The following is an 11,467-nucleotide window of genomic DNA, read 5'->3' on the forward strand; positions in this document are numbered from 1 at the left end:
TTGTCGTTACGGATCCCGTTGTCATTGCGGATCCCGTTGTCGTTACGGATCCCGTTGTCGTTACGGATCCCGTTGTCGTTACGGATCCCGTTGTCATTGCGGATCCCGTTGTCGTTACGGATCCCGTTGTCGTTACGGATCCCGTTGTCGTTACGGATCCCGTTGTCGTTACGGATCCCGTTGTCATTGCGGATCCCGTTGTCATTGCGGATCCCGTTGTCATTGCGGTTCCCGTTGTCGTTCTGGTTGCCGTTCAGGCCGTTCAGGCCGTTGCACCTGACCGCCAGGTTGTACTGACCGGGAGTCGCATCGTTGTGGATCCGCGCGATGGCGGCCGAGATGCCCGAGCGCTGCTCGGAGAGGCGGGTCTGTGGGAAGGCGTTGGACGTGACCGTGCCACCGCGATTGCAACCCCGGACCGTGATCGTCAGGGTGCTGCCCTGGTGAGCCGCCTGCGGGCTCACGTTGACACGGATGGGATCGTTGTTCCGGATGTCGCCGCCCGCGGCGGCCAGCGGGGCAGAGAGCCCGACGGCCGCGCAGGCGGCCGCGGCCACTGCGAGAGCGCGTGAAGCACGCATCGTTGAACCTCCAGCGGAAGACGCCCCAAAGCGGGCGCTCCGGGAAATTCGACGAGTACGTCTTCCATGACGAACCCTCACTGGGGCGGGCAGCCGCCGCATTTCGGCGCTGGTCCACCCCGGTGAGGCGACACGCCGACGACGCGCCGCAAGATCTGACGGAGTCGCAGGTCACAGACCGTCAGAATTTTTATCGGCCTTTTGCTCGGATGGGTCACCATCGCAGGCCCCACCACCCATTCGCCCCTCCCTCCTCGCCGCTTTGACCGAGCGCATTTAGCGTGGCTACAGATGCCACGGAGGGAGAACTATGGGCCAGGACTACGGCGGCTGGAAATCGACGAGACGCTCACCCTGGGGCGTTCTGGCGCTCGCCCTGCTCAGCGGGATCGCCCTGATAAGGAATGGCTCGGACGTCACCCTGGGACCGCCGCAGCCTGCCGCCGCGGCCGCACTGGCCGGCCGCGCGGTCGGCGAGACGTTCATTCCTCCCTCCGTCGAGCCGCTTGTGTACGCCCCCGCGGCACGGGTGCGGATCCCGGCGCTCAACGTGGACGCCCCGGTCGCGGATGTGGGCGTGGACCATGACGGCTGGATCGCCGCCCCGCCGCCGCAGGACCCCAATCTGGCCGGCTGGTACCAGAACGGCGTCTCCCCAGGCCAGCGTGGTACCGCGGTCGTCGTCGGGCATGTCGACAATCTGTCGGGGCCCGCCGTCTTCTACGGCCTCGGCTCCATCCAGAAGGGCAACCACATCGAGGTGGACCGCTTCGACGGCAAGACCGCGGTCTTCGAGGTGTACGGCGTCGAGGTCTTCCCCAAGGATCAATTCCCCGGCGCCCAGGTGTACGGCGACACCGGACAGCCGGAGCTGCGTGTGATCACATGTGGCGGCGGCTACTCGAAGGCAGGCGGGTACTCCGGGAACGTCGTGGTCTTCGCGCGCATGGTCAAGACCCTCTGAACCAGGACCGGCGAGCCGCAGCCGGTTCAGCGGCGCGGGACGGTGATGCGGTATCCGGCGTCCAGCAGCTCGGGGAGATAGCTGCGCAGCGCGGCGACGCTCTGCGAGCGGTCGCCGCCCGCGTCGTGCGAGAGGACGACGACGCCGGGACCCGCACCGTCCAGCACCCTGCGGACGATCGATTCGGTGCCCGGCTCCGTCCAGTCGAGGCTATCGACGGTCCAGGCCAGCGGCTCCATGCCGAGCTCCGCGCCGATCTCGAAGGAGTGCTTGTTCCAGGCGCCGTACGGCGCCCGGTACCAGAGCGGCGCGGAGCCGAGCGTCCGCTCGATCACCTCGCTGGTACGGCCCAGTTCGTCGCGGATCCCGGACGGCGGAAGCTTGGGGATCAGCGGGTGCGACCAGGAATGGTTGCCCACGACGTGCCCGTCGTCGGCCATCTCCCGGAGCAGGTCCCGGTTGTCGGAGGCCAGCTCGCCGCAGACGAAGAACATCGCCCGCACTTCGTGCTCGCGCAGTGTGCTCAGGATGTCGGGGGTGTAGCGGGGGTCGGGCCCGTCGTCGAAAGTGAGCACCATGGTGCGGCCCGCCTCCGACATCCTGAGGAAAGGGCGCTGTCGCACCGGCGGCAGCGCCCGCCTGAAACGCGGTGGCGTGTATGCGGTCATGGGCTGCAGCCGGTAGGCCGACGTGTAGACCGGCGGGCCCGCGGCGGCCCGGGGGCCTCCGGTCGGGGGCGTGGCGGCAGACCCCGCGGGGGAATGCGCCTGCTCGGTGCAGAGCAGCCCGGCGGTGACGGCCGCGCCAAGGCAGGCGCTGATACGGAGTACCGACCGCCGCCCCGGGAACATCTGATCCTTTTTCATGACTTACTGCTTGCACGGCTGTCGCTCCGGGCACCTCATCCACACCGGTTACGCAGGCGAAACCCACCCGATCGGAGCAGCGGAGTCATGCGGGCAACGGAGCTCAGTTACGGCGGACCAGGGGGAAGGGCAGTGTCTCGCGGATGGTCAGCCCGGTGAGGAACATGACGAGCCGGTCGACCCCAATGCCGAGACCCCCGGTCGGCGGCATCGCGTACTCCAGTGCGTCGAGGAAATCCTCGTCGAGCTCCATGGCCTCCGGGTCGCCGCCCGCAGCGAGCAGCGACTGCGCGGTGAGTCTGCGGCGCTGCTCCACCGGGTCGGTCAACTCCGAGTAGGCGGTGCCCAGTTCCGTACCGAAGGCGACCAGGTCCCAGCGTTCGGCGAGGCGTGGGTCGCGGCGGTGCTGGCGGGTGAGCGGGGAGACGTCGGTCGGGAAGTCCTTGTAGAAGGTGGGCATCTTGGTCCGCTCCTCGACAAGGCGCTCATACATCTCCAGGACCACATCGCCGCGGGTGTCGTCGGGGATGTGCGGGACGCCCGCCCGATCGCATATTGCTCTGAGCACGGACTCTTCGGTATCGGCGTCAACCTCCTCGCCGAGCGCCTCGGACACCGCCCCGTACAACGTCTTGACCGGCCAGGGGCCCGAGATGTCGTGCTCGACGAGCTTGCCGTCCGGGCCGGCCTTGTGCGCGATCGCGGAGCCGAAGGCGGCGGTGGCCGCGCCCTGGATCAGTTCGCGGGTCAGATCGAGCATCACGTCGTAGTCGGCGAAGGCCTGATACGCCTCCAGCATCGTGAACTCGGGGTTGTGCTTGTACGAGACGCCTTCGTTGCGGAAGGTGCGGCCCATCTCGAAGACCTTCTCCAGGCCGCCCACGCACAGCCGCTTGAGATACAGCTCGGGGGCGATGCGCAGATACAGGTCGAGGTCGTAGGCGTTGATGTGGGTGGTGAAGGGGCGGGCGTTGGCGCCGCCGTGGATCTGCTGCAGCATCGGCGTCTCGACCTCGAGATAGCCGCGCTCCAGGAGCCCCTGCCGCAACGCCTGGACGGCGGTGGAGCGGTGGCGTACGACATCGCGGGCGTCGGGACTGGCGACCAGGTCCAGATAGCGGCGGCGCACCCGGGCCTCCGGGTCGGCGAGCCCGCGCCGTTTGTCGGGCAGCGGGCGCAGGCATTTGCCCGTCAGCTGCCACTCCGTCACGAAGACCGAGAGCTCACCCTTGTCGCTGGCGCCGATCTCGCCGGTGGCGGTGATGTGGTCGCCGAAGTCGACGTCGGAGGTGAAACCCTTGATGACGTCACGGCCGGAGCCGTCACGGGTGAACGCGAGCTGGAGGTCGCCCGACCAGTCGCGCAGTACGGCGAAGACGACGCCGCCGAGGTCGCGTACGACCATCACGCGCCCTGCGACGGTGGTCTGCCGGCCGGTGCGGGTACCGGGGGCGAGCGTGGGGTGCGCGGCGCGGATCTCGGCGAGGGTGTCGGTGCGCTCGGCGATGTCCACGGGGTACGGGTCGGTGCCGTCCGCGCGCAGCCGCTCCAGCTTGCGGTGGCGGATGAGAACCTGCTCCGGCAGCCGCTGCTCCCCCGCCGCCGCGCCCGATTCGAGTCCCACCAGGCCGAGCGAGTCGATGGACGGCAGCCCCTCGGTGGTGACGGGCGTGACGACGCCCGGCCCGCTTCTGCCCTTCCCCCAGAGCTTGCGCAGGCTCGGTACGGAGACGAAGCCTTCGGCGATTCCGGAGGCGAGGCCGACGCGGGCGAGCGAGCCCGCGTCGCCGTAACAGAGGAAGCGCGGATACCACTCGGGCTGGTATTTGACGTTGGACCGGTACAGGGCTTCCAGCTGCCACCACTTGGAGAGGAAGAGCAGCAACTTGCGCCACACCCTCAGGACCGGGCCCGCGCCGATGCGGGCGCCCTCCTCGAACGCCGAGCGGAAGACGGCGAAGTTGAGCGAGATACGGCGTACACCGAGCCTGGGCGCCTGGGCGCAGAGTTCGGCGACCATGAACTCCACCACGCCGTTGGGGGCGGCGCGGTCACGGCGCATCAGGTCGAGCGAGATACCGTCCTTGCCCCAGGGCACGAAGGAGAGCAGGGCGATCAGATTGCCGTCTCCGTCGAAGGCCTCGACGAGGAGGCAGTCGCCGTCGTCCGGGTCGCCCAAGCGGTCGAGCGCCATGGAGAAGCCGCGCTCGGTCTCGGTGTCCCGCCAGGCGTCGGCCCTGTCGACGATCTGCCGCATCTCCTCGTCGGTCAGGGCGGAGTGGCGGCGGATCCGGGTGCGCGCCCCGGTCCGCTTGACGCGGTTCACGGCCTGCCGGGTGACGCGCATGTCGCGACCGTCCAGGTCGAACCGGGCGACGTGCAGGATCGCCTCGTCACCGAGCTGGATGGCGCCGAGCCCGGAGCGCGCGAACACTTTGGCGCCCTCCTCGGACGCGCCCATGACTGCGGGGGCCCAGGCATAGCGTTTGGCCACCTCCAGCCAGGCTCCGATGGCGGAGGTCCAGGCCGCACGGTCGCCGACCGGGTCGCCGCTGGCCAGACAGACACCGGCTTCGACGCGGTAGGTGACGGCAGCCTTCCCGTTGGGCGAGAAGACGACGGCCTTGTCGCGGCGGGTGGCGAAGTAGCCGAGGGAGTCCTGGCGGCCGTACGCGCCGAGAAGTGCGCGAATGCGGGGCTCTTCGTCACCGTGCAGGGCGGCTTCCAGTCGCTGCGAGCGGAATAGTGTGCTGGCCGCGCTGAGCAGGGCGATCGCGCCGAACAGCCCAGGGAGGAAGAAGAGCACGCGCGGCGGGCGGGCGTCGAACTGGTCGCTGGAGACCAGTCCGCCGAGCACCCGGTTGGAGGCCCACAGCAGCCGCTGGCCCTGCGGCAGCGAGCCGGGGAAGAGCTCGACCAGACCCCAGCTGACGAGTACCCCGGCGGCGAGCCCGAGAACCAGGACGAGCAGCGCGCGGCGCAGCGCACCGCGCCGGGTCTCGGCGTAGAACTCCCCGCGCGCGATGACCAGCACCGCCAGGGCGATCACACACAGCACCAGGCTGGGGATCCAGGTCACGTCCTCGTCGAAGATCACCACCAGTACGTCCGCGATCAGCACCAGCGCCAGATACCCGACGACCAGCCACCACGCGGCCTTCTTACGGGCCCCGATGGCCGCTGCGAGCAGCAGCAGGAAGACGGCGTAGGCGAGGTTGGCGCTGACCGGGACGGCGATGCGGTCCAGGAACAGGGCGACGGGCCGCAGCAGTCGCCGCAGTGGAGGGATGAGCGAAATGATGACGCAGAACACGCCCAGTGCGGCGAAGAACATCGCGAACGCCTCTGGCACCCTGCTGAGCAAGCCGCCACGGGCGGACCTGGGCGCCTCCACGGTGACAGTCATGTTTCGCACTCTAAGGAGACCATCGGCGGGCCGCCTGTCGGGAGCGGATAGCCTCAATGGTGTGACAGAGCAGCAGCCTCACCGCTTCGAACGCGGTACCGACGGCCCCAAAGTCATCGTCGTCGGTATGGACGGATCCGACTCCTCACTGCGTGCGGCGTCGTACGCGGGCGGCCTCGCGCGACGACAGAATGCCCTGCTCGCCATCGTGTACGTCCAGCCGGTAATGCCGGCGGGTGCGGCGCTCGGGGTCCCGGTCACGGTCGGGGACATGACGGGCGAGATCGCCGAGGAGTTGGTGGCCGAGATCCGCTCCGCCGCCGAGCGGGTCAAGGGCATATGGGAGGTCCGCTGGGAGTTCCACACCTTCCGCGGTGACCCGTACAGCGGTCTTGTGGCGGCGGCCGACGAGCTGAAGGCGGACGCCGTGGTGGTCGGGGCTTCGGAGTCGGCGGGCCACCGGTTCATCGGTTCGGTGGCGGTACGGCTGGTGAAGGCGGGGCGCTGGCCGGTGACCGTCGTTCCGTAGTGGTGCCGTTCCGGCCGACCGTTCACCGCACCATTCGTCGCTCCGTGCGACCGCTCGCCGAAGACCACTGTGCACTGTCTGTCCCTTCACGCCTGGATGCGTTCGTATACGCCACGTGGCAGCGACTTCAGCGCGAAAGGGTGTTGGCAATGGCGACCGCGACCGCGACGACCGACGATCGGGCCATGGCGGAGCTGCAGCGTGAACACGGCCCCGCACTGCTGAGCTTTCTGCTCGGACTGACCTACGGGGACCAGCAGCGCGCCGAGGATCTGCTGCAGGAGACGCTCGTACGCGCCTGGCAGCACCCCGAGGCGTTCGACGGTCCGTACGAGTCGATGCGGCCCTGGCTCTTCACGGTCGGGCGCCGCCTCGCGATCGACGCCCGCCGGTCCCGGATGGCCCGTCCCACCGAGATCGGCGACGGTGTTCTGGCCACCACGCCCGACCCGGCGGACATCACGGAGAGCGCTGTCGCCGCGCTCGACGTCCGGGCGGCGGTCGGGTCGCTGAGCCCCGAGCACCGGGCCGTGCTGGTCCAGATCTACTTCCACGGGCTGAGCGTCAACGAGGCCGCCCAGGCACTCGGTATACCCGCCGGTACGGTCAAGTCGCGTTCCTACTACGGGCTGCGCGCGCTCGCCCGCTGCCTGCCGGGATACAGCAGGCCCACCTCGTCGGCGACCGCCGGCCGCTAGTGCTGTGACCGGGAAGGTTCGGATTGCTGCTCGATCCGCGTTGCCCCTCCGGACGGCGCCCCGCTCCACGTGATCCTGGACAACCTCTCCGCGCACAAGGGAGCGAAGATCCGCCAGTGGGCGCGGAAGACAAGGTCGAGCTGTGCTTCACCCCCGCCAACACCTCCTGGGCCAACCCGATCGAGGCGCACTTCGGGCCGCTGCGGCAGTTCACACTGGCCAACTCCCACCATCCGAACCACGCCGTCCAGACCCGTGAGCTGCACGGCTACCTGCGCTGGCGCACATCAACGCTCACCACCCCGACGTCCTGGCCGCACAGCGCAAGGAACGAGCCCGCATCCGCAGCGAGAGAGGCATCCGCTGAGGTGGACGGCCCCTCACCAGCGTCCCGTGAGCAGAGCAGCGTTCGCTTCCGCTCACCGCCCCATGTTGGCGCGGACGAGCCGCACCGCAGCTACTGGGTCTGCCGCACGAGTGATCGTTCGGCCCACCACGATATGTGATGCGCCCGCGGCGATGGCCGCGCGCGGTGTGCCTGGTCGGGCGTGCTCGGCCCGTGATTCACCAGAGAGCGTGACTCCCGGCGTGACGATCAGACTGCCGGCACCGAGCTCAGCCCGCAGAAGTCCAGCTTCCTGAGGCGACGCGATCACGCCGTGGCATCCAGCGCGTTTCGCCAGTCTTGCCAGCCGCAGCACTTGCGTTTCGGTCGAGGAATTGACGCCGATGTCAGCGAGGTCGGAGCCGGTCATGCTGGTGACGACAGTGAGTGCGAGAACCCGTAGATGAGGAAAGTCGCGGGCCGCTGCGACAGCGGCTCCCATGATGTCAGCGCCGCCCATACTGTGCACGGTCACCATGGAGACACCCAGGGCACCTGCAGCACGGACAGCACCGGCGACAGAGTTCGGGATCTCAAAGAGTTTCAGATCCAGGAACACGTCCTTGCCCCTGCCAACGAGGTGCTCGATGAGGTCAGGTCCGGCCGCAGTGAGCAGCTCCATCCCAACCCTGTAGAAACAGCACTCATCACCGAGCCGGTCGACGATCTCGTCAGCAGCTCGACGGTTGTCGAAATCCAAAGCAACGATGACCCGACTGGTTGGCTCCACGGTGCCATTGTCGCCCACCGAGGGCAGCGCGATGAGGGCGGCTTGCCCTTGCACAACCGACCGCCCCTCACGAACGGGGTGAGCGCCCAACCCGGTGAACCTTCCCGGTCACAGCACTGGCGACGGCCGGGGCCGGCCGTCCGCCGCACCGCTCGTCGTGCCGTTCGACAGTTCGTCGCTGTTCGACGCCGTACTCGTCGCCCCGTTCGGCCGCTGAGCACCCAGCAGGCCCGTGTGCGCCGGGTGGCGGACAACTCCACGGGGCGTCCCGCCGCTCTCCGAGGCTCGGTGCGGCCCCGGCGACGCGGCCAACAGGGCACCCCGGGAGGGGAGTTATGGTGACATCCACCCTGGCGGTGGCAGCCTCGCGCAGCAACTCCCGCCGCGTGCCCAACTGTTGTACCCGACCGGCCCACACGACGCCTGGATTGTGTCAGCCTCTTGACACAGTTCCCCTTCGGTAGGCAGATTGTGTCAATCAACTGACACGCTTGGTCGATGTGCATGGGGGTACGTCATGTCCACTTCTCCGGAAACGCACACCACGTGGCGCAACTGGGCCGACGCGCCGGTCCGTTGGAGCGGACTCGTAGTCGGAGTCCTCGTCGGCAAGACGGTCACCTTCAGCTCCGAGGCCGATGTCGATCTGCTCTACGCCATCCCCGTTCTCGGGATCTGCGCCGTCGCCGGCGTGCTCGCGGCAGACCTGATCGCGCATCCGGCGGGAAGCGGCGTCCGACAGGCCACGGTGGCCCCACGTCGGATACGCGACCATATTCCCCGCGGACTGACGGCCGCGCTTGCTGTGCAGGCCGCACTCCTGCCGAGCCTGCTGGCCATCGCCGTGGTCACGTCCGCCACGGACAGCGCCGGGCACGCGGGCCGGGCACTTGCCATGACGTGCCGCGGCCGCCATCAGCTCATCGGGCCCTGGCCCGGGCCGTACTACGCCTGGCCGGTTCTCGGCGGCCTCGTCGTCGGCACCCTTGTGTGCGTTCCGGCTCTGCGGCGCATCACCATGCGCTCCGCAAGCGACGATCAGCGACGTATCCGGGCGCGCGCGATCGTCGGTGCGTGGGGGATGCTGGTGGCGGCACCGCTCTTCGCCGTGTCCTTGACCATGGCGACGGCCGTGCTCAGCCTGAGCTGCGGAGGATGGATGGAGAGCGTGAGCCTCTGGGGACTGGGAATCACCGCGTTCGCCTCGGCGCTGACCGCGGGATGCTGCCTGGGCGCCCTGCTCCTGCCACAGGCGCACATCAAGGCGCGGCCGTGACGGCCGACGGGCTCGTCATCCGGGTGGACCCCGCCACCCCCGTGCCGCCGTTCGAGCAGATCAGAAGGCAGTTCGCCGATCTGATCGCGGTGGGGCGCATGCGTGAGGGTGACAAACTGCCGCCCGTGCGCCAGCTCGCCTCCGACCTGGGACTGGCCAACAACACCGTGGTGCGGGCCTATCGCGAGCTGGAATCGGCGGGACTGGTGCACAGCCGGCGAGGATCCGGCACCCGCGTAGCGGCCACCGCCACAGGCACCGACGCCAGGGACAGGCTCGCGGAGCACGCCCGCAACTATGCTGCCGCGGCCCGGAATCTCGGCGTCACGGACGACGACGCGCTGGCGGCTCTCCGGCACGCACTCGCCACACCCGGCGGCGACCGACACCGATGATCTTCCGCCGCGGTCGTGTCTCTTTCTGAACGTGTGCCAGGTCTTCCTCGGGCACCGCCAGGGAGCGCGGTGTGCTCAAGGCGATGCTGCGGCTGAACCCGGGCCCGGCGGTGCGCGTACTGACACGACGTACGTACTGCGTGTTCCGAGCCACCCGAGGACGGTTCCTGTGACCGAGACGCCCCCTGCCCGGCGACCGGCGATCGCCGAGACGGCGCTGGCCTGCCTGGCGCTGAGCCGCTGTCCCGACGCCGCGGCGGCCCGCGCGGCCCGGCGTGCGCGCCGCTGGCTGCGTGGCGCCGGTCCCCAATCCGGCGCCCCCGTCACCGAGTTGATGTTGATCCAGTCGGCGCTGCGGACGCTGGCGCTGCGCGAGGGGAAGCCCGTCGATCTGAGCCATCCGCTGCTCGCCGCGCCCGGGTACGCGGCTCTGTCCCGGATCGTCCAGGCGGTGGCCCTCCATGTCGATCTGGGGGTCGTCGGCGGTGCGCCGCCCGGCCGGCTGGCCGGGCTGCTCGCCCACGACATCGCGACCGCCACGCCCTGCCCGTTCACCGGGCGGTCCGGCTCCCCCGCCCTGTGGGCGGCACGGCTCCTGGTGGAACATCCGGCGGCCGGCCGGCAGCCGGTGCGTGAGGCGGTGGCCCGTATCGCGGCGGCGCGGCGGGACGGCAGCCGCATCGAGGACGAACCGCCCGCCACGGCCCTCGCACTCCTCGCACTGAGCGCGGCGGACGCGGGCAGCCCTGCGTGGCGGCGGTGCCGCGCGGGGCTGTTGCGCTTCCAGCTCCTCGACGGCAGCTGGCGGTCCGGATGGGCAGCCGTGGCGGCCTGACACCATGGCTCGCTTCGGGCTGTGGCGAGGTCCCTTCCACCCCGGCCGCCCCGGTGGTGGCCAGCTCCCTCTGGGACCACGACAAAGGGGTGACCGTATGCGAAACCTCACGCTGAAGTTGAGTAAAGACGGGCCCTCAGCCGTGTTTCTCGGTGGAGGCTCGTGGTCGAGTCGGTATACGACGTCGTCCGGGAAGAAGGTGGGAAGAGTGCGGCCCGAGAGTTCGAACGGCACCAGCAGCGGCGGGCTGGCAGTACCCATGGCATGGCTCTGCGCCGAGTACATCGCCGACGAGATGCTCCGCACGGGTGCTCTCGTGGGGAACGGCTCGCTCGAGTTCCGCGCGGGAAGACAGACGCTGGCGCTCACCATCTATCTGTGCGACAGCGCGAACGAACTCGGGGGTGTCCGGGGGGTCTCCCGCATCGACGAGTGGCTGTCCCTCACCTCGTACGGCCATCCCTGGCAGGACTGGGTGCAGGAGCGGCTGGCCGCCCGGGAGGAGCGGGAGCAGGACCTCGCCGCGGGGGCCGATGTGGATCTCGCGCTCGCGAGGGCCACCTGGAGCTGGCTGCGGCAGACGGAGCTGCTGGCCGCCGATCTCGGCGACAGCGGACCGTGGGCCCCGGCCGGCCCGCTGGACGTGCCGGTGGACGAGTGCGAGCAGATATGGACTCCGGCCTGGCAGTTGGGTCTGCCGCTGAGCCATCTGGCCATCCACCTCTTCTGAGGGCGACCGCTCCTGGTCGCTCATCGTCACCGGTCAGTACGAAACGGGTGGCGAGACGACTCAATGTGGACG

11 protein-coding genes and 2 pseudogenes are annotated in these 11,467 nt (G+C 69.3%); 9 read left to right on the top strand and 4 right to left on the bottom strand.

Features of this window, described 5'->3' with window-relative positions; all coding sequences use genetic code 11:
• A pseudogene (locus ACFWDI_RS26915) lies at positions 1-581 on the bottom strand (hypothetical protein); the annotation flags it as partial.
• Positions 582-891: 310 nt separating this feature from the next.
• Here ACFWDI_RS26915 and ACFWDI_RS26920 point away from each other — a divergent pair.
• Positions 892-1,545 carry a class F sortase gene (locus ACFWDI_RS26920; protein ID WP_385307553.1) on the top strand — a complete coding sequence of 218 codons (654 nt, stop codon included), beginning with the start codon at positions 892-894 and terminating at the stop codon, positions 1,543-1,545.
• A gap of 26 nt (positions 1,546-1,571) precedes the next feature.
• Here the strand turns inward: ACFWDI_RS26920 and ACFWDI_RS26925 are convergent, their stop codons facing one another.
• Positions 1,572-2,411, bottom strand: a complete 840-nt coding sequence (locus tag ACFWDI_RS26925) for a polysaccharide deacetylase family protein (RefSeq protein ID WP_385307555.1) — start codon at positions 2,409-2,411, stop codon at positions 1,572-1,574.
• A gap of 103 nt (positions 2,412-2,514) precedes the next feature.
• Complete coding sequence (gene lysX, locus ACFWDI_RS26930) at positions 2,515-5,817, bottom strand: bifunctional lysylphosphatidylglycerol synthetase/lysine--tRNA ligase LysX (protein ID WP_385307557.1); 3,303 nt, start codon at positions 5,815-5,817, stop codon at positions 2,515-2,517.
• A 61-nt stretch (positions 5,818-5,878) separates the two neighbouring features.
• Here lysX and ACFWDI_RS26935 point away from each other — a divergent pair, with 61 nt between their 5' ends.
• The 3 genes and pseudogenes from ACFWDI_RS26935 to ACFWDI_RS26945 form a co-directional block, all read left to right on the top strand.
• Positions 5,879-6,346 carry a universal stress protein gene (locus tag ACFWDI_RS26935; RefSeq protein ID WP_385307559.1) on the top strand — a complete coding sequence of 156 codons (468 nt, stop codon included), beginning with the start codon at positions 5,879-5,881 and terminating at the stop codon, positions 6,344-6,346.
• A gap of 149 nt (positions 6,347-6,495) precedes the next feature.
• Positions 6,496-7,044 carry a sigma-70 family RNA polymerase sigma factor gene (locus ACFWDI_RS26940; RefSeq protein WP_385307561.1) on the top strand — a complete coding sequence of 183 codons (549 nt, stop codon included), beginning with the start codon at positions 6,496-6,498 and terminating at the stop codon, positions 7,042-7,044.
• Positions 7,045-7,074: 30 nt separating this feature from the next.
• Positions 7,075-7,411, top strand: a pseudogene (locus ACFWDI_RS26945) (transposase); the annotation flags it as partial.
• Between the two features lie 52 nt (positions 7,412-7,463).
• Here the strand turns inward: ACFWDI_RS26945 and pyrF are convergent.
• On the bottom strand, positions 7,464-8,213 hold the full coding sequence (gene pyrF, locus ACFWDI_RS26950) for an orotidine-5'-phosphate decarboxylase (RefSeq protein WP_385307563.1): 750 nt from the start codon (positions 8,211-8,213) through the stop codon (positions 7,464-7,466).
• Positions 8,214-8,253: 40 nt separating this feature from the next.
• Here pyrF and ACFWDI_RS26955 point away from each other — a divergent pair, with 40 nt between their 5' ends.
• The 5 genes from ACFWDI_RS26955 to ACFWDI_RS26975 all read left to right on the top strand — a co-directional run bounded on the left by ACFWDI_RS26955 (position 8,254) and on the right by ACFWDI_RS26975 (position 11,395).
• Positions 8,254-8,376 carry a hypothetical protein gene (locus ACFWDI_RS26955; protein WP_385307565.1) on the top strand — a complete coding sequence of 41 codons (123 nt, stop codon included), beginning with the start codon at positions 8,254-8,256 and terminating at the stop codon, positions 8,374-8,376.
• Positions 8,377-8,676: 300 nt separating this feature from the next.
• Positions 8,677-9,435: a hypothetical protein gene (locus ACFWDI_RS26960; protein WP_385307567.1), complete on the top strand. Its 759-nt coding sequence runs from the start codon at positions 8,677-8,679 to the stop codon at positions 9,433-9,435.
• On the top strand, positions 9,432-9,830 hold the full coding sequence (locus ACFWDI_RS26965; protein ID WP_385307569.1) for a GntR family transcriptional regulator: 399 nt from the start codon (positions 9,432-9,434) through the stop codon (positions 9,828-9,830). The genes ACFWDI_RS26960 and ACFWDI_RS26965 overlap by 4 nt, the downstream gene beginning before the upstream one ends.
• A 169-nt stretch (positions 9,831-9,999) precedes the next feature.
• Positions 10,000-10,665 (top strand): hypothetical protein, encoded by a 666-nt coding sequence (locus ACFWDI_RS26970; RefSeq protein ID WP_385307571.1) that lies wholly within the window; start codon positions 10,000-10,002, stop codon positions 10,663-10,665.
• 208 nt (positions 10,666-10,873) lie between these two features.
• Complete coding sequence (locus ACFWDI_RS26975; protein WP_385307573.1) at positions 10,874-11,395, top strand: hypothetical protein; 522 nt, start codon at positions 10,874-10,876, stop codon at positions 11,393-11,395.
• Positions 11,396-11,467: the final 72 nt, after the last annotated feature.

The organism is Streptomyces sp. NPDC060064 (genome assembly GCF_042736455.1).
Lineage (GTDB): Bacteria > Actinomycetota > Actinomycetes > Streptomycetales > Streptomycetaceae > Streptomyces.